Origin of the sequence: Erwinia psychrophila (assembly GCF_039023475.1) — a bacterium.
GTDB lineage: Bacteria > Pseudomonadota > Gammaproteobacteria > Enterobacterales > Enterobacteriaceae > Erwinia.
This window is the reverse complement of the sequence record NZ_JBCHVB010000007.1, coordinates 72,783-94,182: the sequence shown is the minus strand read 5'-3', so window position 1 is coordinate 94,182 and position 21,400 is coordinate 72,783. Positions and strand designations below refer to the sequence as shown.

At 51.9% G+C, this 21,400-nt stretch carries 35 protein-coding genes; 27 read left to right on the top strand and 8 right to left on the bottom strand.

From position 1 onward, the window contains the following. Positions 1-134: 134 nt before the first annotated feature. The 8 genes from AAH446_RS16250 to AAH446_RS16215 all read right to left on the bottom strand — a co-directional run bounded on the left by AAH446_RS16250 (position 135) and on the right by AAH446_RS16215 (position 3,888). Positions 135-263, bottom strand: coding sequence for a protease FtsH-inhibitory lysogeny factor CIII (locus AAH446_RS16250; protein ID WP_342907720.1), 129 nt, complete (start codon positions 261-263; stop codon positions 135-137). A 21-nt stretch (positions 264-284) separates the two neighbouring features. Then, positions 285-1,286, bottom strand: coding sequence for a hypothetical protein (locus tag AAH446_RS16245; RefSeq protein WP_342907719.1), 1,002 nt, complete (start codon positions 1,284-1,286; stop codon positions 285-287). Positions 1,287-1,447: 161 nt separating this feature from the next. Next, positions 1,448-1,681, bottom strand: a complete 234-nt coding sequence (locus AAH446_RS16240) for a hypothetical protein (protein WP_342907718.1) — start codon at positions 1,679-1,681, stop codon at positions 1,448-1,450. Next, on the bottom strand, positions 1,678-1,830 hold the full coding sequence (locus AAH446_RS16235; protein WP_342907717.1) for a hypothetical protein: 153 nt from the start codon (positions 1,828-1,830) through the stop codon (positions 1,678-1,680). Before AAH446_RS16235 ends, AAH446_RS16240 begins: the two co-directional genes overlap by 4 nt. Positions 1,831-1,871: 41 nt before the next feature. Next, positions 1,872-2,147, bottom strand: a complete 276-nt coding sequence (locus AAH446_RS16230) for a hypothetical protein (RefSeq protein ID WP_342907716.1) — start codon at positions 2,145-2,147, stop codon at positions 1,872-1,874. 28 nt (positions 2,148-2,175) lie between these two features. Then, positions 2,176-2,484, bottom strand: a complete 309-nt coding sequence (locus AAH446_RS16225) for a hypothetical protein (RefSeq protein ID WP_342907715.1) — start codon at positions 2,482-2,484, stop codon at positions 2,176-2,178. A 26-nt stretch (positions 2,485-2,510) separates the two neighbouring features. Then, the gene (locus tag AAH446_RS16220; RefSeq protein WP_342907714.1) at positions 2,511-2,786 is read right to left on the bottom strand and encodes a hypothetical protein; all 276 of its coding nucleotides are present in this window, start codon (positions 2,784-2,786) and stop codon (positions 2,511-2,513) included. A 382-nt stretch (positions 2,787-3,168) separates the two neighbouring features. Beyond that, entirely contained in the window at positions 3,169-3,888 is a 720-nt protein-coding gene (locus AAH446_RS16215; RefSeq protein WP_342907713.1) for an XRE family transcriptional regulator, read from the bottom strand. A gap of 106 nt (positions 3,889-3,994) precedes the next feature. Here AAH446_RS16215 and AAH446_RS16210 point away from each other — a divergent pair, with 106 nt between their 5' ends. The 27 genes from AAH446_RS16210 to AAH446_RS16090 all read left to right on the top strand — a co-directional run bounded on the left by AAH446_RS16210 (position 3,995) and on the right by AAH446_RS16090 (position 21,373). Continuing rightward, positions 3,995-4,222, top strand: a complete 228-nt coding sequence (locus tag AAH446_RS16210) for a transcriptional regulator (protein ID WP_342907712.1) — start codon at positions 3,995-3,997, stop codon at positions 4,220-4,222. Between the two features lie 115 nt (positions 4,223-4,337). Then, positions 4,338-4,637, top strand: a complete 300-nt coding sequence (locus AAH446_RS16205; RefSeq protein WP_342907711.1) for a CII family transcriptional regulator — start codon at positions 4,338-4,340, stop codon at positions 4,635-4,637. A 171-nt stretch (positions 4,638-4,808) separates the two neighbouring features. Continuing rightward, positions 4,809-5,711, top strand: coding sequence for a DNA replication protein (locus tag AAH446_RS16200; protein ID WP_342907710.1), 903 nt, complete (start codon positions 4,809-4,811; stop codon positions 5,709-5,711). Further along, complete coding sequence (locus AAH446_RS16195) at positions 5,701-7,140, top strand: DnaB-like helicase C-terminal domain-containing protein (protein ID WP_342907709.1); 1,440 nt, start codon at positions 5,701-5,703, stop codon at positions 7,138-7,140. The genes AAH446_RS16200 and AAH446_RS16195 overlap by 11 nt, the downstream gene beginning before the upstream one ends. 327 nt (positions 7,141-7,467) lie before the next feature. After that, positions 7,468-7,662: a hypothetical protein gene (locus AAH446_RS16190; RefSeq protein ID WP_342907708.1), complete on the top strand. Its 195-nt coding sequence runs from the start codon at positions 7,468-7,470 to the stop codon at positions 7,660-7,662. A 183-nt stretch (positions 7,663-7,845) separates the two neighbouring features. Next, positions 7,846-8,064: a hypothetical protein gene (locus AAH446_RS16185; protein ID WP_342907707.1), complete on the top strand. Its 219-nt coding sequence runs from the start codon at positions 7,846-7,848 to the stop codon at positions 8,062-8,064. Positions 8,065-8,254: 190 nt separating this feature from the next. Then, the gene (locus AAH446_RS16180; RefSeq protein WP_342907706.1) at positions 8,255-8,686 is read left to right on the top strand and encodes a NinB/YbcN family protein; all 432 of its coding nucleotides are present in this window, start codon (positions 8,255-8,257) and stop codon (positions 8,684-8,686) included. After that, a complete protein-coding gene (locus AAH446_RS16175) occupies positions 8,687-9,232 on the top strand; it encodes a phage N-6-adenine-methyltransferase (RefSeq protein ID WP_342907705.1) in 546 nt (181 codons plus the stop codon). Next, on the top strand, positions 9,229-9,483 hold the full coding sequence (locus AAH446_RS16170) for a hypothetical protein (RefSeq protein ID WP_342907704.1): 255 nt from the start codon (positions 9,229-9,231) through the stop codon (positions 9,481-9,483). The genes AAH446_RS16175 and AAH446_RS16170 overlap by 4 nt, the downstream gene beginning before the upstream one ends. 142 nt (positions 9,484-9,625) lie before the next feature. Then, on the top strand, positions 9,626-9,835 hold the full coding sequence (locus AAH446_RS16165; protein ID WP_342907703.1) for a hypothetical protein: 210 nt from the start codon (positions 9,626-9,628) through the stop codon (positions 9,833-9,835). 126 nt (positions 9,836-9,961) lie between these two features. Continuing rightward, positions 9,962-10,540: a recombination protein NinG gene (locus AAH446_RS16160; protein ID WP_342907702.1), complete on the top strand. Its 579-nt coding sequence runs from the start codon at positions 9,962-9,964 to the stop codon at positions 10,538-10,540. Then, positions 10,537-10,755 carry a hypothetical protein gene (locus AAH446_RS16155; RefSeq protein WP_342907701.1) on the top strand — a complete coding sequence of 73 codons (219 nt, stop codon included), beginning with the start codon at positions 10,537-10,539 and terminating at the stop codon, positions 10,753-10,755. Before AAH446_RS16160 ends, AAH446_RS16155 begins: the two co-directional genes overlap by 4 nt. Continuing rightward, positions 10,752-10,883 (top strand): YlcG family protein, encoded by a 132-nt coding sequence (locus AAH446_RS19800; RefSeq protein ID WP_463322828.1) that lies wholly within the window; start codon positions 10,752-10,754, stop codon positions 10,881-10,883. The genes AAH446_RS16155 and AAH446_RS19800 overlap by 4 nt, the downstream gene beginning before the upstream one ends. Continuing rightward, a complete protein-coding gene (locus tag AAH446_RS16150) occupies positions 10,867-11,490 on the top strand; it encodes a hypothetical protein (protein ID WP_342907700.1) in 624 nt (207 codons plus the stop codon). The genes AAH446_RS19800 and AAH446_RS16150 overlap by 17 nt, the downstream gene beginning before the upstream one ends. A gap of 425 nt (positions 11,491-11,915) precedes the next feature. After that, the gene (locus AAH446_RS16145) at positions 11,916-12,278 is read left to right on the top strand and encodes a phage holin family protein (protein ID WP_342907699.1); all 363 of its coding nucleotides are present in this window, start codon (positions 11,916-11,918) and stop codon (positions 12,276-12,278) included. After that, on the top strand, positions 12,265-12,897 hold the full coding sequence (locus AAH446_RS16140) for a glycoside hydrolase family 19 protein (RefSeq protein WP_342907698.1): 633 nt from the start codon (positions 12,265-12,267) through the stop codon (positions 12,895-12,897). The genes AAH446_RS16145 and AAH446_RS16140 overlap by 14 nt, the downstream gene beginning before the upstream one ends. Continuing rightward, complete coding sequence (locus AAH446_RS16135) at positions 12,885-13,322, top strand: Rz lytic protein (RefSeq protein WP_342907697.1); 438 nt, start codon at positions 12,885-12,887, stop codon at positions 13,320-13,322. The genes AAH446_RS16140 and AAH446_RS16135 overlap by 13 nt, the downstream gene beginning before the upstream one ends. Next, positions 13,237-13,467, top strand: coding sequence for an Rz1-like lysis system protein LysC (gene lysC / locus AAH446_RS19795; protein WP_463322827.1), 231 nt, complete (start codon positions 13,237-13,239; stop codon positions 13,465-13,467). Before AAH446_RS16135 ends, lysC begins: the two co-directional genes overlap by 86 nt. A 194-nt stretch (positions 13,468-13,661) precedes the next feature. Further along, on the top strand, positions 13,662-14,198 hold the full coding sequence (locus tag AAH446_RS16130) for a Rha family transcriptional regulator (protein ID WP_342907696.1): 537 nt from the start codon (positions 13,662-13,664) through the stop codon (positions 14,196-14,198). Positions 14,199-14,259: 61 nt separating this feature from the next. Then, the gene (locus AAH446_RS16125; RefSeq protein ID WP_342907695.1) at positions 14,260-14,526 is read left to right on the top strand and encodes a hypothetical protein; all 267 of its coding nucleotides are present in this window, start codon (positions 14,260-14,262) and stop codon (positions 14,524-14,526) included. Between the two features lie 9 nt (positions 14,527-14,535). Further along, positions 14,536-14,838 (top strand): DUF2829 domain-containing protein, encoded by a 303-nt coding sequence (locus tag AAH446_RS16120; protein WP_342907694.1) that lies wholly within the window; start codon positions 14,536-14,538, stop codon positions 14,836-14,838. Positions 14,839-14,889: 51 nt separating this feature from the next. Further along, on the top strand, positions 14,890-15,129 hold the full coding sequence (locus tag AAH446_RS16115; protein WP_342907693.1) for a DUF2560 family protein: 240 nt from the start codon (positions 14,890-14,892) through the stop codon (positions 15,127-15,129). Between the two features lie 12 nt (positions 15,130-15,141). Then, positions 15,142-15,639 (top strand): terminase small subunit, encoded by a 498-nt coding sequence (locus AAH446_RS16110; protein WP_342907692.1) that lies wholly within the window; start codon positions 15,142-15,144, stop codon positions 15,637-15,639. Further along, positions 15,608-17,056 (top strand): phage terminase large subunit family protein, encoded by a 1,449-nt coding sequence (locus tag AAH446_RS16105; protein ID WP_342907691.1) that lies wholly within the window; start codon positions 15,608-15,610, stop codon positions 17,054-17,056. The genes AAH446_RS16110 and AAH446_RS16105 overlap by 32 nt, the downstream gene beginning before the upstream one ends. Beyond that, entirely contained in the window at positions 17,056-19,143 is a 2,088-nt protein-coding gene (locus AAH446_RS16100) for a portal protein (protein ID WP_342907690.1), read from the top strand. The genes AAH446_RS16105 and AAH446_RS16100 overlap by 1 nt, the downstream gene beginning before the upstream one ends. Positions 19,144-19,157: 14 nt before the next feature. Further along, entirely contained in the window at positions 19,158-20,069 is a 912-nt protein-coding gene (locus AAH446_RS16095; protein ID WP_342907689.1) for a scaffolding protein, read from the top strand. Continuing rightward, positions 20,069-21,373: a P22 phage major capsid protein family protein gene (locus AAH446_RS16090; protein ID WP_342907688.1), complete on the top strand. Its 1,305-nt coding sequence runs from the start codon at positions 20,069-20,071 to the stop codon at positions 21,371-21,373. Before AAH446_RS16095 ends, AAH446_RS16090 begins: the two co-directional genes overlap by 1 nt. The last annotated feature ends 27 nt before the right edge of the window (positions 21,374-21,400 follow it).

Below are 21,400 nucleotides of genomic sequence, written 5' to 3'. Positions count from 1 at the left end.
TTTGCTTATCTGGCTGGCTCATGGCTTAACCGCCCGGCGAAGTAACCGCATTGCCATAGCCCACTTAACTTTGTCGCCATAGAGTTGAGCTTCGCGGCACAGCTCCTGAGCTTTAAGAAAGAAAGATGATTTCATTAGGGTTTACCTGGGCTGGTTAATGCGTCGATAAGCGATCGCCAGCCAGTGCGGAGGCGGCGGGTGATAGTTTCTAAAAGTGATTCAGAGCGGCCAGCAACCGGCCACCCTGCAATAGCGAGTTGCATGGCGTTTCCTTAAATGGGTTATTAGTAAGTGATGCGGATAGCGCTGACTGCGCCTTTTGCGATAGCGTTGATTGCGATTTTGGCGGCTTCTTCCGTAAGCCCGGCAGCAACAAGGCAAAGCAGAGCGTTGTTGTTTACTGTCTTGCGGTGCTCAATGTCAGCTGCGCGGTCAGCAGCTTCATCGGCAATGCGTTTCTCTTCAGCCAGGCGGGCAGCTTCTTTCTGATCAGCTTCGCGCTTGATGCGATCGGCTTCCTGACGGGCCTTTAGCTGCTCAGCTTCAATGGCCTTCTGCTTCTCCCTTTCAGCCTTCTCCTTAGCCTCTCTGGCTTCACGCTCTGACCGTTCCTGTGCTTCGATGCGGTTACGCTCTGCCAGCTCAGCGGCGGCCTTTAAATCTGCTTCACGTCTGGCTGAGGCTTCACGTTCGCGCTGCGCCACTACTTCAGCTTCATGCTTGGCCAGCTCGACTGCCTGACGCTTTAATTCTTCTTCTTGGGCAATCCGTTGCCGCTCGGCTTCGGCTTTCTCTTCAGCTGCGTCACGGTCGTATTTGTCATTCAGGAGAAGGGCGATCTCGTGATCGGATTCGATTTGTTTTTTAAGCGCTTCAGCAGCTGCCAGCTCTTCTGCTGCGATACGCTGGCGTTCTTCCTCAGCGGATTTTTCAGCAGCAAGCCTTTCCTGTTCAGCTTCCCATTCTGTCAGCGGTAGGCGAGTGGCATCTCGCAGCTCGTCACATGCGTCAACGAACCGTTTGATTTCTGCTTCAGCTGGCTTCACAGCTTCTTTAAGGCGCTTCAGATACTCACGACCGGGCTTTTCAATAGCTGTCTTGCTGCGCGATACCTGAGCGGCCAGTGAAGCTACGCGAGCGCGTCCCTTTGCCGTGGTGAGGTCAGGCACTTCGTTCACAGCCTGCTTAATCTGCTCAATGTACTGGTCGAGTCCATTTGGTACATAAACAGCCGGCGCCTGATCCGGCTTAATTTCGAGTACTGCGATATCCGTTGTTTCGCTCATATTCCTCTCCTGTGGGCATAAAAAAGCCCTCCGGAGAGGGCAAGTGATTCAGGACAATTCACGTTGTTTATCCAACCCACCTTATCTCTAAAGCGCGTTGTGATGACTGGGTGTCATCGTCATGCCCTCTACATGAAAGGGCATTGCGGTGTCACTCAGGTTTATTGGCCCCGAGCGCTTAGCATCGCGTCTGCCATGCAATATGAAATTTCAGCGACAGTAGCCATCTGCTCTCCTGCGCTTTCACCAAGTGATTCAAGCTGCTCTGCCTGCCATGGATTTGCTAAATAACCCTGCATCGCCTTAACCGCGAAGTAATCACGGATGGTTGCATCTGTTGCCATTTCCCGGCTGTGACTCGCCGCTTCTATCGCCATATAATCCTCTTCGCTCATTTCCCCTCCAGATAATGCTTCCTGACCGCTGCTCTGAGCTGGTCACGGTTGATTGTTTTACCCGAGCCATCAGATTCAGGCTTGAGGCGAAACAAGTAGCCGCATGCCATTCTCACTACGCTCTTCTTCTCGCCATTCACCTGAATCATGTTTGCTCCGGGCATAAAAAAGGCCACCTGTTGGCAGCCTGTTATTCGTCGTCTTCCTCGCCTATTAACTGCGCGAGTTGCTGTGTTGTGGGCTTTTCCCAATTGAGGATTTGGCCCGTTTCAATGTCGATATCGAGTTCCAGATAATCCCCGTAATGCTGCCCGGGGAAGCAATCTGGTACATATTCGTTTTCGAGAGAGCGGATAGCCACACCATCCGCATCGATCACCTGCGCAGTAAATCGGTCGCATACTTTGATGCAGGTCTTAATTCGCTTCACATCAATTTCCACTTTCAAGCCTTTCTCTGCTTTCATCTCTATCTCCATACGGCAGCGCCGCTGTTTAGCTATCTTCGCCCCATTCGGGTTCATCAATTTCAATCGGCTCAACAGGAAGGAATTCACCATTGTATGCAGGAGCCTTAATGATTATTTCCTGCCATGCCACAACAGTTGAGTCGGAGAAGTAACTGTCACGTCCGGAGGTGTTAAACCACCAACAATTTATTGAGGCATCTTCAGAAATTGTCAGTGGCTCTCTGCTGTTTCTTTTCGCTGTTGTTGTATGAAGCGAACCATCGCGATGTTTTCTTACTACGTGGCAATCAAGACCATAACTTGGCAGTTGATCATCAGGTTTAATCCAACTCATTATTTCTCCAGAGCGGCGTAACGCTGTTAAATTAAAGGAATGCTGCACCCGCGCATCTTTTGACGCGCATTTGTGAGCTGGCCGTAAGGGTTATTCACCTTCCGGTACTCAGGGTTCTCTTTTGTCACAAATTCTGGCTCTGGCTTAACGCGCCAGTTCGGTGCCGCTGTTACTGCTGTGAGTACATTGATGCTGCAACCAGAAAGCGCGATACCTACCGCCTTCTCCAGCTGCACATCCTTGCGAACTTCAACGCGGTGCTCTTTAGCCCGGTTAAGCTTCCTGATCTCTCTTGCTTTCATGCTTACCTCCGGTAATTGGCTTAGGTGATGCAGACAGCCGGACGACTAACTCCGGTCGCGTACTCATTGCCAAGCGCCTCCGCCGAAGAGGTTGGCTTCTGCCTGCATCCCAAAGCCAACTGCTCTTTGGTGGGGACGAATCATCCCCAAATCCCGATTGTTAAAGTGACTGCGTTCCATGTCGTGCTGCTTCAGCGTCCTGCTGATGGGATAAGAGTAATACCTAGGTTGTATTGGTGTCAACAACCAAGGTTGTAATAATTAAAACAAAGGTGTTAATTTATTGAGATTTAAGGAGTTTTAATTTAAAAAAAATTACGCAGAGAATATTAGGAGCACAAAAAAACCGCCCGTAGGCGGCTTAATGTTTTTAGCGGGTGGGTTAGTAGGCCATCACGGACCAGTTAATGACTCGGCCTATGATTTCAACGGAACTGAGATCGGCATCTTCGTCTGGGAATTCTTCTTTGTTATAGCTCCGGATGCTGACCCTGTTGCCAGGCAGGCGATAAAGCAACTTCAGGCGACATAGACCATCTTGGCAGATAGCATAAATTCCGCCATCGACAATTTTTTTATTGCCTGTATCTACCGTCACTGTGGTTCTCTCTGGCATCACGGGTGACATGCTGTCGCCATGAACCGGAAAGCAAACCACGTTCTCTTTCTGCGCTCCATAACGCCGTAGCGTTGCCTTTGAGAACCTGAGCATATAGCTGTTGTGATCCCCGCTGGATAAGCTGCCGTGTCCTGCTGCCAACTCAATATCCTTATAAAGCGGAATGTAAACTTCATCATCTGGTAGCTCGGAAGAGTCATCCCAACCGTCTACAGCTGACCATTCATGTTCCGGAGGAATCGTTGATTCCTGGCTATGAATCCTACCACCCTCACGCATAGGTTCAACCCCTTTACCAAGCCATTCAGGCCGGACGCCAAGGGCAGATGATATTTCCAGAAGCTTTTTAGTGCTCTGGCTCTTGCCTGAGGTGATCTTTTGTATTGCTGCCTGAGACACGCCGGATTTTTCTGCAAGAGCTGCTTGGGTAAGCCCTGCTGTATCCATGGCATGTTGGAGCCGTTGTGCGAATGTCATTTCCATGGCGGAAAAATACAACCTCAGTTATTTCCAGTCAAATCACCTTGGTTGTTGCTTTAAAACAACTGAGGTATTATATTGGAAGTGTAAAACAACATAGGTGATCAGGATGAATACTGTAATCAAAACCGCAATCGGAATTGTGGGGACTCAAAAGAGCCTTGCCGAAGCATGTGGTGTCACCCAGGCCGCCGTACAGAAGTGGTTGCACGGAAAGGCAAAGGTGGCGCCAGAGAACGTAAAGGCTTTGGTAGAAGCCACTGGTGGGGCCGTCAAGGGTTATGAAATCCGACCTGACCTGCCTGACCTGTTCCCGCATCCCGAAAAAGCAGCATAAGTAACACCGCTCTTTAAACAATCTGACCAGGGATGCTTCGTCCCTAACCAATTAACAAGTGACTAGCTCACCGCAAAGTCACGCAAATAATTAACCAACAAAGGAATTTTACATTATGGAAATTGCAAGTTATCGCAAAAAAGCGAGAGAGATTGAAAGCCAGTTACTGAACAAACTGGCTGAACGTGGACAGGGATCACTGGCAAAAGTATTGGATTTGGATGAGGCAGCTGTAAGCAGAATGAAGCGCCCGTCTGGAAAGCAACGTCACAGCTTCTTTCAAATGATGAGTCTGGCAATGGCTTATCTGGATGTGGTGTCGCCGGAATCGGAAGTGGCGAAAAGTCTGTTGCGCATAGAGCAGCTACTGACAAAAGAAAAAGCGCCGAGCTGCTCTAACAGCTTCGACGCCTGATATCGAAATCTCAGCAATTTCAATGGAGTCATTATACATGAGAAAGCATGTTGACTATACAGGAACTCATAAAATCATTACCCGTGACCAGTACCTGAAGTCGCTTCCATTAATCATCGCAGAAAAATTGAGATGGATTCTGGAGCAGCACAAAACTAAGGGGAATGGTAAATGAGTAACGTCAGAAGTTTAGCTGAAGCAAGAGAGGCCAGAAAGCCTCTGGAGACGCCGCAACATGGCGGTAAGGGGTATGCCTTGCTGCATCGCAAAATCAAGGAGCTACCTTTCTACAGGACGGATTCTCAAGCTGTTCACCTCTGGGTTCACATCATCCTTTCTGCTAACCACGCTCCAGCTTCCGTGCCGACTGAGTTCGGAGAAATTCTGGTAAAGCGTGGAGAGTTCATTACCGGCAGAAACACGCTGGCATCTGAAACTGGCATCACTGGTGATCGCATCAAGTACCTGCTCAATAAGTTTGAAAAGTTGAGCATGATAAGTCGCATTTCCAACAAGAAATTCACCCGCGTTTCAGTCACGAAATACGATGATTACCAGCCAAATATTGTGCCAACAGAATGCCAACAGAGTGCCAACGCAAACCCTTATCCGGAAAGGGCTGCGGGGGAGGTTGTGCCAACAGATTGCCATCAAAGTGCCACAAACAATGAATTACTAAATACTAACTCAATATCTAAAGATATTGAGTGTGCAACTCGCAGCACTAAAACGGCTGAGCAGAAACCAAGATTATCCTGCGAAGAAGTCTGGCAATGCCTGAAGGAAGAACTTCATGAGGCCAGAGGCTGGAGAACAATGGATGACACCCGCCGAAACGCGATTCGAACCTTCTGGTCGAAAGCCAACAAGATTGCCAAAGACCTTGATGGTAAGCCTTTGGACATCGCTGGGTTCCGTGGATACCTGACTTACATCCGCGAAAACTGCCGATGGATGTTGGAAGACAGGCCTGACATGAAGTCCGGGAAGACCTGGCGAAAGATGAAGTTCGATCAGTTCCTCAGCGCAAAGCTTTACCTCGAAGTTCGTGAAGGAGACAAGGATGACCGATAATTACCTGACACCCCCACACAGCATTGACGCTGAGCAGGCGGTTCTGGGTGGCCTGATGCTGGATGGCGGCGAAGAACGCAGCCAGAAGGTGCTGGCAATCCTCAAGCCTGAAAGTTTCTACAACAAATCGCACGGAGCCATCTTTGAGGCAATGCGTGACCTGCTGAAGAGAAATCAGCCCATCGACCTGCTGACCCTCTCTGATGAACTTGAGTCCCGTTCCACACTTCAGCAATCCGGCGGCTTCGGTTACCTGGCTGAGATGAGCAAGAACACACCATCGGCTGCAAACATCGTGAACTACGCGCTGGTCATTCGTGACAGGGCGATGGAGCGCTACGCCATCCAGAAGCTTACCGAAGCCACTGAGATGCTCTACACCCGCAGCACACTGAGCGCTACGGACAAGCTCGAAGCGGTTAACAGCCTGACCAGCCAGATTAGCGACTATGCCAAGACCGGCAATCGTCGTGGCCTGCGCTCGTTTGGCGAGGTTATGGATGACTGGGTAGTGGATTTGGAGAAGCGCTTCGATCCGAACGGTGAAACTCGCGGCCTGAGTACCGGCATTCCATCACTGGACCGCATGCTGGCACCGAAAGGACTGGTGAAAGGCTCCCTGTTTGTCATTGGCGCGCGCCCAAAAATGGGCAAAACCACGCTGTACAGCCAGATGGCTATCAACTGCGCTATCCGTGAGAACAAGCCATCGCTGATGTTCAGCCTGGAAATGCCTTCTGACCAGATCCTGGAGAAGTTGGTAGGGCAAAAGTCCGGCGTGAATCCGAGCATTTTCTACATGCCGGCCACTGAGCATGCCGATGATGCCTATCAGGGCAACTATGACGAGGACTTTGGTAAGGCGATCGCCACTGCTAACCGTCTGCGTGAGCAGGATATGCTGTACATCGACGACACCCCCGGCTTGTCTCTGGCTCACATCGTGGCTGAAGCCCGCAAAGTGAAGCGGCAGAAAGGCTGCGTGGGCATGATTCTGGTCGATTACCTCACCCTGATGACCGCTGAGAAAGCAGATCGCAATGACCTGGCATACGGGATGATCACAAAGGGACTGAAGAACCTCGCCAAGGAATTGGGGTGTGTAGTTGTTCTGCTTACTCAGCTGAACCGTGAGCTGGAGAAGCGCGTCAACAAGCGACCACTGCCTAGCGACTCCCGCGACACAGGCCAGATTGAGCAGGACTGTGATTACTGGGTGGGCATCCACCGTGAAGGCGCTTATGACGATTCTGTGCCACCAAGCGAAACTGAGCTGATCCTTAGGCTTAACCGTCACGGCAACAGCGGCACCGTCCTGTGCATGCAGAAGGATGGCGCTATCTACGACATGGACCAGGCAGCGGCGCGCGCGGAACGTGACTCCCGTCAGCAGCAGCATGGAAAACAGCAAAAAGCAGGGGGCTTTTGATGAGCATCGGAACTAAATTTTTTCAGTGGTTCATAAACCATTACGACGGGCCTCTTCGTATCGATGAAGCGTATGCGATATGGGAAGCAGGTTACTTGGCAGGCCAGCCAGCGCTTAAGGGAGGAGAGTGATGGAGATTCAGGACAAGACGAGGCGAACAGTCAGGCTTGAGTTAACTGCGGACGACCTATTGGAAATCTTTAGCGAAAAATCGCAGATGGAAAACATCGACGGTTTTAAATGGATGCTTACAAGCAAGGATGGTGACCGAGAATTAAATTCAGGGATAACAGGAATCGTAATCATCTGCGACAACGCGGGGCTACCATGAACAACAACGATGAGCTTGAGCGGCAGGCGTTTGAGCGCTGGTTGCAGAAAAACCACGGTACGACTTACCGACTTGCCTTTGAGTGGGAAGAAGACGATGAGGAAGAGATGGTAATCAACGCCAAAGCATCTGTGCTTGATATGCGCTCAGCATGGATGGGCCGCGCAAAGCAGGAGAGCAATCATGAATAAATGCACTGGCATCATGGGCCGTCTGTTCGGGCATCAGTGGGCTGAGTATGGGCCTGGGATGAATATAACGGTCAGGCAGGTCTGCCTTTACCTGCATATCTATCACTATGGAAAAAATAAAGATGCCGTGCCTCGCTCTGGATTTGTCTGCCAGCGCTGCGGTTGCGTTTCGGGAGAGCAATCATGACTGAAGATTTAAAGCGGTGCCCGTTTTGCGGCGGCGGAGAAACAAGGGTTGATAAAAACCACCACTGGACGGGTATGCGCAATGTTTTGATAAGTGCAACCTTAAGGCACTGGTGTGAAGCAGGCGGCTCGATGGTTCAATTTACGCGAAAGTCAGAAGAGCTTTGCGTTGCCGTCTGGAACACCCGCGCTGAGATGGAGAAGAGTGATGACTGACAACGTAATCCCCCTAAAGCAACCCGATCACCTTCAAGAGTTGAAGGCTGGCCTGACTCTTCTGGAAATGTTAGAGCGCACAGGCGGGCATAACATTCAGACCAGAGCGCTGATTTCCGAGAAGATGGAAATCGACCTTCAGCAGTATCGGGAGCAGATTAACGGGAGGTAGACCGTGCAGGACTTCTGTTTGCACAAAACAACCCTCGGCCAGTTCACCAAACTAATCTTCGACCTCGTTTCCACCGACAGAAAATACCGCATCAAATTTACCGAATGGCGTGACCTCCGAACAATTCCAATGAATCGCACCTGGCGAATGTGGGTAGAAACCACAGGCGAATGGCTGCGTGCGCGTGGCGTTGTTGTGGATATCCGCAGCCGTAGCGGTGTGGTGGTACTCAGCAGGCCAATAACCAACGAAGAGGTACACGATTACTACGTGGGCCACTGGCTGGGCCGTGATGAGAACGGAGAACGGGAGAAGACAAGCAGGATGGACAAAGGCCGGATGCTCCACCTGATGGAGCTACATGAGCAATGGTGCCTGGATAAAGGCGTACCCATTGTTATCCCTAACGACTCTGAGTTTATGCAGCTCAGACAGAAGCAGGTGGCTTAGATGACCGACAAATCAAACACCGCACCAGAACACAAAGACGCATGGCAGACGCCACCGGAGATATTTCAGGCGCTGCATGCTGAATTCAACTTCGTGCTGGATGCAGCAGCCAGTGTGCAGAACGCGCTTTGCACCAGATACATCACTGAGCAGCAAAACACACTTGAAACAGACTGGGCAGCACTGATGCCAGATCTGCCTGGATACGTGTGGCTAAACCCGCCTTACAGCAACGTTGGCCCATTCGTTCGCAAGGCTTCAGAAGAGAACGCAAAGAGCAGTATTGGATGCGTGATGCTGCTAAACGTCGACACCTCAGTTGGATGGTTCAGGGACGCGATCGCAACCGCTCATGAAGTCCGCTTTATCACAGGCGGCAGGCTGGCATTCCTGAATGCAGGAACCGGCAAGCCAGTATCGGGCAATAACAAAGGGCAGATGTTCATCATCTGGCATCCGTGGCCACGAGTTCAGTGTGAATTCAAGGTTATCGATCGTGATGCGCTGATGGCATTCGGGGCGAGACTGATCAGGAGAGCAGCATGACAGCACGTGAACATATCCTTGAATTTCTCAAGCATCAAACCGGGTATGTGCCTTCTGGGCAGATTCACGATTATGTTTGCAGCAACCATAAAATCAAGCGCAATGGCAGCCACAGCTCATTAGCTCGCATGGCATATCGTGACGAGGTAGTCAGTTATGGTTATGGAAGGCATACGCGCTGCAAGCTTGTCGAAAAGAATAAGCCAGGCGCTATGAAATTATTCGATCAGCTTCGCGGGGTGAGAGCATGAGCAGAGGAAGATATGAGCATTACGGGCAGCAGGAGGCCAACAGAATATCCATCCTGAAGAAGCAGGGACTGACCTGGAAGATGATATCTGAAAGGTTTCAAATCTCAGTAGGAACGTGCAGGAAACTTGCGGAGAGAGCCAGATGACGAATAAGACCTGGTTCCACCACTCAAACTGCACCACCGAAGAAGCAAACGCCCTCATCCTTCAGTACCAATCCCGCAACATCAAAACCGAAAAGCAGCTCGCCGCCGACTTCAAGTCATGGACGGTCAGCGCTCTGTTGCCTGAAACCAAATACGAGCCAGTCCCGTCACGCAGGTGGCAGCAGCCGATATGGAGCAGGGTATGACTGAGCCAAAAGAACAGACCTGCGCGGATTGTGGTATGGCCTTGAGCGATGATGAAACGTGGTGCTGCTCAGACTGAACAGCATTTTACTCAATGCTCGATCCGAATCACCTGATGGAGGATGAAGATGGCAACAGTCATCAAGCCGCCGAAACCCCGTAAATGCAAATGCTGCCCTGAGAAATTTATCCCCCGCAACACCCTGCAAACAGTCTGCTCTCCCAAATGTGCCATCCAACTCGCTAACCAGTTATCCGAGCGCAAGCAAAAGCGCCTGGAAAAAGAGCAGCGCGCCGCATGGAGCAAACGCAAGGCCGATGTGAAGCCGTTAAGCCACTGGATGAACATGACCCAGCGGGCATTCAACGATTACATCAGGGCGCGGGACGGGGATATCTGTATCAGTTGCGGCAGCACGACGGCGGTGAGTTACCACGCGGGGCATTACCGGACAACTGCGGCGGCATCACAGTTAAGGTTTAACGAAGACAACTGTCATAGCCAGTGTTCATCTTGCAACGTGCATCACTCTGGAGCCATCGGGCCGTACAGGCTCAACCTCATAGCGAAAATCGGCCTTCAGCGCGTCGAGGCGCTCGAATCTGACAACAACCCTCACCGATACACCCGCGAGGAACTGGACGCGCTACGTGCGAAATACAGGGCTTTGCTGCGGGAAATTATTAAGCAAAAGGAGGCGGCATGATCAAGCCGGTATATGGCATAAGTGGACCATTAACTGACGCCAACTTTAACATTTTGCGGATGAACAGAAGGCAGGCCCAAGCAGAAGCAGATCGCCTTGCAAGAGACACCATTAAACGCGGCTGGTCAAATATCGCGAAGGGCTTCGTATTTGACGCTGGGGATTATTATCGACTTTCAGTAGCGGTCAGCTCTATTAACGGGAGGATTGCATGACCGATTACCTCAGAACCAAGTGGCTTCACCTCCGCATGTACCGCACCAAAGCCAGTTTCATGCTGGATTACAAAATCCTGCACAACACAGCAAAGCTAATGGGAGCCAGAAATGAGAATAGAGCGTGACTATCAGCAAATCGTTCGCCTCGCTGGGGTACGGACCGCCGCTGACATGCGCAGACTATTCGGCACCGGCTGGAAGACTATCAACCGGTCGCAGCAGGCGTGGATTAGAAATCTGCTCACTGTATGGGGCGAGCACCTTTCCGGCGATGAGTACGAACGCGGGCAAATAAACATCCTTGGCCGCCTCATGATGCGCTGTGAATGGAGTGAGCAGAAGGCCAGACAGATAGAGAAAGTCGTCACAGAGCTTCACTGCGAAGGCTACAGAGGGGATGAATTACTCCGCAAGGCCAGAGATATCCTTGTCCCACAATCATCAGCTGGCAATATCATCGCTCTCGCCAAAGAATCAGATGATGCTGCCTTCATGGAATCGGTAATCGTGAAGACGTTTGGACGGGATAACCCGATCCGCTCTGTAGCCAGATTACGATACTGTAAGTGCAAGAGCGCGCAAAACATCGCGCAGTCGTTAATTTACTTCACCGGAGTAACACCAAAAGAGGCCCGGAACAGAATAGAATGGGCGCAGGATATCCTTGAGGGAGAATTGTATTACGCAGTTAAACGTGAAATGGAGAAAGAATATTCTGCATTAGCAGCATGACAGCACGAATTGCTAAAGACTTTGGGCAAGAAACCTGGCTAAATGCAGCTATGCTCGGGAAGTAAAGCGAACTGAGCGCGGTGATAGTGAGGAAATAAGTAAACAGCGCATATAATTCCGCTCGATAGACGGTCTTGAGCTGAAGCATCACCGATAGAAAGCCCTGACTATAACCGGTTGGGGCTTTTTTTATGCCTGCACAACGGTGAGAATATTTAGCGGGTGTCCTGGCACACCACAGAGGCGCTGAGTGTTCTCTCCGTTGTACAGCAAGTCAAAATAACTCCAGAAGGTCGCCATAGAGCGGCCTTTTTTCGTTTTCGCCCCTGCCAATTAACTTCGATCCATGCGATTTCCCTGTGTGGTAGCGGGCGTCTTTTTTCCCTTTCAATAACACACGCAGCCGCCTGAAAGAGAGGTGGGAGATGAAACGTATGCCGGACAGACCTGATAACCTGGCGGCAATGCTCGCCTGGCTGGCAAATCACCGCAACGAGGTCGGCTACTCAATCCTGGCATTCGTTATGTCAATCCTGACCACCTCGCGGAACAAAAAAACCATATGGCGTGACCGCCTGACCGGCGCCGCGATGTGCGGAATCCTTTGTTTCTTTGCTCAGCCAACACTCACGGCTATATGTGCGATCTTCGGCTGGACCTTCCCGCCGGAGTTGTGCTGGCCGTTCTCTGCATTCGTCGGTTACATCGGCGTCGATGCGCTTTTCTCGTCTGTTCGCAGGCGGGTAGGTATGGACGGGGTTAACGGAGGTTCAAATGCTGACAGCTGACCAGTTCCAGCGCGCTACCGGCGTGAATGATGTGCTGAGGAATTCATGGCATCAGCCGGTATGTGACGCGATGAAAAAGCACGACATCAATACGCCACTACGCCAGGCGCATTTCCTTGCTCAGGTAGGGCATGAGTCAGGCGGGTTTCGTTATGTCGAAGAGAACCTGAATTATAGCGATGAAGCTCTGATCGCTATGTTCGGCCATCGCATGTCCAGAGAGCAGGCAAGGATGTATGGCAGAACCTCAGAGCATCCAGCCAACAAGCGGATGATCGCCAACATCATTTATGCCAGCCGGATTGGAAACGGTGATATCGCGTCAGGTGACGGCTACCGTTATCGCGGGCGTGGGCTTATTCAGATTACCGGCAGGGCAAACTATGCCGCACTGGTTAAACCGCTGGGCGTTGATGTGGTGGCTGAGCCTGATTTGCTGACCGGCTTCAAAATGGCCGCTGAATCGGCAGCTGCATGGTGGAAGACGCACGGACTGAACGAAAGGGCAGACGCTGATGATGTTGACCGCATCACCCGCGTTATTAATGGCGGAACTATCGGAATACAGGACAGGAAGGCCCGGCTCACTCAAGCTAAGGGGGTTCTGTGTTCAAGTTAATCAGCATTATCCGAAACAATACCGGCCTGATCATTGTCGGCCTGTTCATCCTCGCTCTGTGGGGGCTGAACACCCGTAATGACCAGTTGACCGCCACAAACGAGCGGCTGGAGCAACTGGCAAACAGTAAAGACGATCAGATAAACGATCTGCGTTCCAAGAACGATGGCCTGGCATCCAGCGTTGATGCTCTGGTTACGGCAGTGAATAAACAAAATGCCGTCATGTCTCAGGTCACTGAGCAACGGGCATTAACAGCACAGCAAAACAGGAAGCTTCAAGGTGAAATTAAACGCTATCTCGCGGCGGACAAGTGCGCTGTTGCTCCTGTTCCCGCTGATGCTGCTGACAGGTTGCGCGACGCAGCAAAAGCCGCAGGTGGAGTACCGGACAGTAAAGCAGCCAAACCTGCCGATCCCCGCTGAGTTAACCACTCCGATTGATGTGCCGCCGGTGCCGGAAGGCATGACGTTCGGCCAGGCAGTAGAGCTAAGCGCTGAGTTATACGGTGCGCTCAGTCAGGCCAATATCGACCGGGCTGCAATCAGGCAGATTGAATCGTCCCGCTAAACCAAAAGTCCATATCACAAGAGCCTCGCCATCGTGCGGGGCTTTTTTATGCAGTAAACCTCCGCGCCATGCCCGGCGCAGTCAACAACACAGAGCCTTTCAGGAATCAGCTTCGGAGATAACCGTTATAAGCGGCGGCTTCTCTGTGGGCGGTTATCTGGGCAACGAGGCTTATTCACTAAAAGGTAATCGCGATGAATGAATTAAAGGCTGCTCCTGATTTTGATTTTCGTCAGTTGGTAACCGCGGCTGAGGGTGAGCCAGTGACAGACACGTTCCAGATCGCAAAAGCATTTGGAAAAAGACACCAACATGTCATCAGAGCTATTGAAAACCTTCAATGCTCACCTGAATTCTCGACGGCCCACTTTTGGGCTTCCGAGAAAATCAATGAGTTAGGTATTTTTGATAAGAAGCAAAAGTATTACCGCCTCGACTTCAGTGGTTTCGTGATGGTGGTAATGGGCTTTAATGGGCCTGCCGCAGCCCGCGTTAAAGAAGCGTATATCAATGCCTTCAACTGGATGACCGCAGAACTTCGCAAGCACAGTGAAAGCTATGAGGCAGAGCGTAACGCGGTGATGCTTGAGTACATGAAAGAGAAGGACGTAGCCAGCATGTCTGGTCGCCTCCTTAATCGCTGGGGAAGGGTGAAAAAGCCATCACTTCTGGCGAGAATTGAGCGGATCGAGAAGCAAGGGCAGATTGCACTGCCTGGCATCTCAAAGTGACCATCACAAGGCGCTTTCTAACCAGAGCGCCTGATGATGATTAACGAACGAGGAAATAACAATGGCGCTTAAACGCAGAGAGTTGCCTCGCTACAAGGGCAAAGAAACACAGGTGCTGGCTCTTAAAATCAAAGAGGTAAAGCAGGCTGTTGATGGTACTGGTGTGATCGTGCCGGTAGATGAGTTCTATCCGGAGTTCGATGTTTCCCATGAGTACATGAGCATCAACAAGCCGGAGAAGGGAGGCTACTACGTTGAGTCAATCGACGGCCAGCCGATGTACATGGAGGCAAAAGAGTTCTCCAGCGAATACTCACTGATGAAATAAGGGCTGACCATGACAGAAAAAAACCTGGTTGTAAGAATGGACTTTGGGTCAGCACTTAAATCCCTCAAGAGCGGTAAGAAGGTCGCACGCGAAGGATGGAATGGGAAGGGAATGTTCCTAATCCTGGTTGCTGGGAGTAAGTCAATTGAACCTAACGAAGGATCTCCTTACGCGGATCTTAAGGTTTCACCTAATGGCGTAGTTGACATCAACCCTCATATTGATATGAAAACAGCGACCGGTGAAATGCAACCTGGCTGGCTGGCTTCACAAACAGACATTCTCGCCACTGATTGGGTTGAAATCGCGTAGTCATTACAGAGCACCTCCTGGGGTGCTCGATAATGAAAACAGGAGATCACAATGGGCGAAACAATTCAGACCGACCTCACTCAGCAGCAACAACTACGTCTTGAAGTACTCCACCTGGTACAGAACGACACTGCAGCGGCACAGGACGCTATCAACTTCATTGCTGACGACGCGCTCAAGCTCGAACTATTCAAACGCCAGTACACGCTGGCACAGGCAGAGCCGACCGCAGTATCCCGCACAACCAAAGCGATTCAGGGTGTGAAAGACGCTCTCCCGCTGTTTCAGTAAGAGAGAAACCTGATGGCTGAACTCAACGAACAACAAGAGCGCTTCTGTCAGGAGTACGTTGTCGATCTCAATGGCACTCAGTCCGCAGTAAGGGCTGGTTATAGTGAAAAGTCAGCAGCACAGATAGCCAGTGAAAACCTGAGAAAACCGCATATTCGCGCACGCATTAAAGAATTGGCGAAAGAGCGCAATGAGGCAGTGGGCTTGAGCGCGCAGTTCGTTATCGAGGGCGTTATTAAAAACATCCGTCGGTGCGAGCAGGGTGAGAGAGTCACATACCCGAATGGCGAGCCGATGATGTGCGAAACAGAGGATGGAGAGGTTGCGGCAGTGTTCCGCTATGACTCTTCCGCGGCGCTCAGAGGCTACGAGCTGCTTGGCAAGCACCTGAAGCTGTTCACTGACAAAGTGGAGCACTCAGGCAGCATCGAAACCCTTTCAGACGAAGAACTAAACGCAAAACTCGCGAGGCTTGTTAATGCACAATCTGAACCGCGAGGAGAAGCTTGAGTTAGTTCGCCTGCTGGAAGAGAAGTCCCGTCGCGCAGTTGTTAACCGCTACAGAACCTATTTCGACACTCGCTACCCATGGCAACGCAAGTTCATCGCTCAGACGGCAGAGTACCGCCAGTGCGCGCTGATCGCTGCAAACCGCGTTGGAAAGACAGACACTGCTACCTACATTGACGCTATCCACTTGCTGGGTGAGTACCCTGAGGGTTGGGAAGGGCATAAGTTTGATCACGCTCCGTTGATGTGGTGCCTTGGATACTCCGGCGAGAAGTGCCGCGACTTGCTTCAGGCAGCCATCATAGGCCGGAAGGTTAATGGAGAGTTTACCGGCGGACTGGTCCCCCCTGACAGGATTGTGTCAACGGAACCGATGACCGGTACGCCCAACGCTGTGCGCTCTGCCTACATCCGCCACAGCAGCGGAGACCTGAGCAAAATTCAGTTCTGGTCATACACTCAGGGGCAACATGCACTGATGGGTGATGACATCGACTGGTTTCATATCGATGAGGAGCCAGAAGATCAGACGATTTACCCACAGGTGCTGACACGAACTGCGACTGGCGACAAAGGCCGGGGCGGACGCGGCATTCTGACCTTTACGCCAGAGAACGGGCGCACCGAACTGGTTATCAAGCTCTTAGACGACCCTGCTGAATCTCAGTCCTGCATGAACGTGGGCTGGGATGACGCGCCGCACCTAACCGAAGAGACAAAGAAAAGCCTGCTGGAGTCATATCCGCCTCATCAGCGCGATATGCGAACAAAAGGCATTCCGATGCTTGGCCAGGGACGCATATTCGACTTCAGTGAAGACAACATCACCATCGAGCCATTCCCGATACCGAAGCATTACATGGTAATCGACGGCATGGACTTTGGTTGGGATCACCCTCAGAGTCGCATCCAACTGGCGATCGATATGGATTCCGACACCTACTACGTCACCAAGGCATGGAAGGCCAGTAAAACCTCACCTGCTGAAGCGTGGGGGGCTACTAAGGCATGGGCTAACAAAGTTCCTACGGCATGGCCTCAGGATGGCTTACAGACGGAGAAGGGTAGCGGCCTTCAGCAGAAGTCCTACTACTCTGACGCCGGATTCCAGATGCTTCCTGACTGCGCTCAGTGGCCTGATGGTTCCCGCTCAGTAGAGGCTGGTTTGTTCGAGCTGCACGACCTCATGAGCACGGGGCGCTTTAAAGTGTTCGCCGGCCTGCGTGACTGGTTCGAAGAATTCAACTTTTATCACCGTGACGATCGCGGTCGCATTGTTAAGACGCGTGACGACTTACTTGATGCCACGCGCTACGCCTACATGATGCGACGCTTTGCCAAGCGATACGGGGATATAGGTGTGGTTAAAGAGAAAAAATTACCGGCGCCCATTCGCCCAATTCCCCGGAGTAGATAATGGCCGACAAAGATGAAAAATTGCAGACCATTCTCAGTCGGTTTGACAGGGACTGGGCGGCAAGCGATGAGGCCAGAACAGAGGCAGTTAACGACCTCTTTTTTAGCCGAGTCAGCCAGTGGGATGACTGGCTATCTGAATACACCACGTTGCAGTATCGCGGGCAGTTCGATGTGGTTCGCCCGGTAGTGCGGAAACTGGTTGCAGAGATGCGCCAGAACCCTGTTGATGTGATGTTCAAACCAAAGGATGGCTCCGACCCCAATTCAGCAGATATCCTGATGGGCATGTACCGCACCGATATGCGCCACAATACCGCAAAAATCTCCGTAAACGTGGCGGTTCGTGAGCAGATAGAAGCGGGCGTGGGTGCATGGCGGCTGGTAACTGACTACGAAGACCAGCAACCTACCAGTAACAACCAGGTGATCCGCCGCGTCCCTATCCATGAGGCATGTTCTCACGTCGTGTGGGATGCCAATGCTAAGCAGATGGACAAGAGCGACGCCAAGCACTGCACAATCATCAGTGCGCTCAGTAAGGATGGATGGGAGGCATTCGCCGAAGAGTGCGGCGTGGATAGCGAAAACCTACCTGACTTTCAGTCGCCATCTTCCAACTGGATATTCCCCTGGGCGACCAACGATATTTATTACATCGCTGAGTACTATGAGGTTGAGGAAAAGAAAGAGCTGGTATTCATCTACCGCGACCCGCTGACCGGCGAACCTGCAAGTTACTTCAAACGTGACATCGCTGACGTTATCGACGATCTGGCTGATAAAGGCATGGAGAAAATTGGTGAGCGCAAGGTTAAGCGCCGCCGTGTTTATAAAACTCTCCTTACTCAGTCTGGCATCCTCAAGAATCGCGAGCTGATAGCTGGCGAGCATATCCCGATCGTGCCGGTGTTCGGTGAGTGGTCATTTGTTGGCGATAAAGAAGTCTATGAGGGCGTCGTTCGCCTCACCAAGGACGGCCAGCGCCTGCGCAATATGATTATGTCGTTCAATGCGGATATCGTTGCCCGGACACCGAAAAAGAAACCGTTCTTCTTCCCTGAGCAGATTGCCGGTTATGAGCACATGTATAACGGTAATGACGACTATCCGTACTACCTGATCAACCGAACCGATGAAAACAACGGTGATTTGCCGGTACAGCCTCTTGGTTACTATGAGAACCCAGAGGTGCCGCAGGCCAACGCCTACATGCTTGAAGCGGCGACAGCGGCCATTAAAGAGGTGGCTGATGTTGGTGTGGATGCGGCTGCGGCTGGCGGTCAGGTAGCTTTCGATACCGTCAATCAGCTGAACATGCGATCCGATCTCGAAACCTTCGTGTTCATGGATAACCTTGCCACCGCCATGAGGCGCGACGGGGAAATCTACGCAGCGATGGTTAACGATATCTATGACGTTCCACGCACCATTTCAATGACACTGGAAGACGGCAGCGAAAAAGACGTGGAGTTGATGACGCAGGTTATCGACTTCCAATCTGGCGAGGCTGTAACTCTCAATGACATTCGCGGTCGCTATGAGACCTATACCGATACCGGGCCGTCATTCCAGTCTCAGAAGCAGCAAAACCGCAGTGAGATTCTGGATCTGCTGTCTAAGGTGCAGCCAGGAACTCCTGAGTATCAGATGCTCCTTCTGCAGTACTTCACGCTGCTCGACGGCAAGGGCGTAGAGATGATGCGCGAGTACGCAAATCGTCAGCTTGTCACCATGGGCCTGAAGAAGCCTGAGACACCAGAGGAGCAGGAGTGGCTACAGCAAGCGCAGCAACAGCAGCAGAATCAGCAAGACCCTAACGCTCTCATTGCGCAGGCGCAGATTATCGCTGCACAGGCTGAGGCAGAACGGGCCCGCAACGAAACCGCACAGACGCAGATCAAAGCATTCACCGCTCAGCAGGATGCGCAGGAATCACAAGCCAACACCGTCTATAAGCTGGCTCAGGCCAGAAATATCGACGAAAAGGCTGTGATGGAGGCGATCAAACTGCTGCACGAGGTTGCTAATCAGCAACAACAAAAAATCCCTACCGCCAATCCCGGCGAGATTCCTCGAACCATGTGAGAGAGCTAAACAACATGAGCGATACCACCGAAATTCAGACTGCTGAAGAACCAACCCTGCCCGGCGATCAGACTGCGGCATCAGTTGAAAGCCAGGTTGACGGTAATGCCACCGACACCGAAGGACGGGATGAGGGCTTCGATGTAGTCCTGAACGACGATGAGACAACCCAGAAGCAAGATCACGAAACCAATGCCAAGCATGCAGCCCGTCGCATTGCGCGTAAGCGCCAGCGTGAACTGGAGCAGCAGATGGAAGCGGTGCAGCGTGGTGAGCTTCCGGAAAACCTCAGGGTAAGCCCTGAGCTTCCAAAACAGCCAGACGTGAATGAGTATCTGTCAGATGAGGCTCTCGCCAAGTTTGATTACGACACCAATCGCGCACTGGCGGCTTTTAATTCTGCCAATACCGAATGGCAGATGAAGGCTATGGATGCCCGTAGCAACGCTGTGGCGGAGCAGGGCCGGAAGACTCAGGACTATACCCGACAATCAACTCAGCATGTCGAGGCGGCTCGCAAACACTATGACGCCGCTGAAAAACTCAACCTGCCTGACTATCAGGACAAAGAGGACGCTTTCCGCGAACTGGTTCCGGCCGGTGTGGATGTTGCCATTATGAACCTCTTCCCTGAGAAGTCGGCACCGATGATTTACCACCTGGGTAGCAACCCGGAGAAAGTCCGACAGCTGATGTCAATGAATGAGCAGCAGGTAATTATCGAATTAACCCGCCTCTCAGACCGTTTAACTCTCAAGCCTCGCGGCAAATCCGTGTCAGCAGCCCCGCCGGTAGATGAACCGGTGCAGGGCAGTGTTGTAGCGGCGAACATCGCTTCATTGCAGAAGAAGATGGAAGCGGCGGCCGCCAAAGGCGACACGGAAACCTACCGCAAACTTAAAGCACAAATTCAAGGAATCAAATAATGGCACTTTCAGAAGGTCAGTTGGTCACCTACGCAGTAGACGAAGTGATCGAAACAATTCAGAACCTCACCCCTATGGCTGAGCGTGTTGATAAATACACTCCGCCAGGCGCATCTATGCAGCGCTCAGGCAACACCGTATGGATGCCGCTGGAGCAGGAGGCACCAACCCAGCGCGGTTGGGACCTGACTGACAAGGAAACAGATATCCTTGAGCTGTCAGTCAAGGTCAACATGAATGAGCCGGATAACGACTTCTTCGCGCTGCGTGCCGATGACGTTCGTGATGAAACCTCTTACCGCCGCCGCATTCAGGCGTCAGCCAAAAAGCTGGCTAACAACGTTGAAATGGAAATCGCCCGCCAGGCCGCTGAAATGGGCTCTCTGGTAGTCACCAGTACCGGTCCGATCGGCAACGCCAATACCGGCTGGGATTTCATCTCAGAAGCGGAATCCCTGATGTTCGCTCGCGAGCTTAATCGTGATGCTGGCCTGTCATTCTTCTTCAACGCCAACGACTACCGCGGCGCCGGCCGTGATCTGGCTGGTAAGGACTTCTACGGCCGCATTCAGGATGATGCCTACTCCAAGGGCGTTATTCAGAAGCAGGTCGCGGGATTCAATGATGTCCTGCGCTCTCCGAAGCTTCCAACTCTGGTTGGTTCCTCTGTCACTGGAGTCACTGTCGCCGGCGCTCAGAAGTTCAAGCCCGAGGCATGGAGACTAGATAACGATGGCAACCGTGAAAACGTCGATAACCGCTTTGCTACCGTGACGGTCAGTGCAGGTGCTGGCTTCAAACGCGGTGATAAAATCAGCTTTGCGGGCGTCAAATTCCTGTCTCAGATGGCTAAAAACGTACTGGTACAGGATGCCACGTTCTCAGTGGTTGCGGTGAACGGTGACAGCCTGACAATCACGCCTAAGCCGGTTGCGCTGGATGACACAGCCCTGACCGCTGAGCAACGTGCGTATGCAAACGTGAACACCTCACTGGCAGACGGTGCCGCTATCAGCGTGCTGAACACCGATACCGCACCAACCAACGTGTTCTGGGCTGATGACTCTATCCGCCTGCTGTCACAGCCGATCCCACTAAACCACGATCTCTTTGCGGGCATGAAGTCACAAAGCTTCAGTGTGCCGGGTACTGGCCTCAATGGCGTTATCGCCTTCCAGGGTGATATCGACATTCTGGGCGGCAAGTGCCGTATTGCTCTGTGGTATGCAGCAACAGCTGTTCGCCCTGAGGCAATCGGCGTTGGCCTGGCTAATCAGGACGTAGCGACCGCTATCGAAGGCTAATAAGGCTGGGGCTTCGGCCCCACCTTT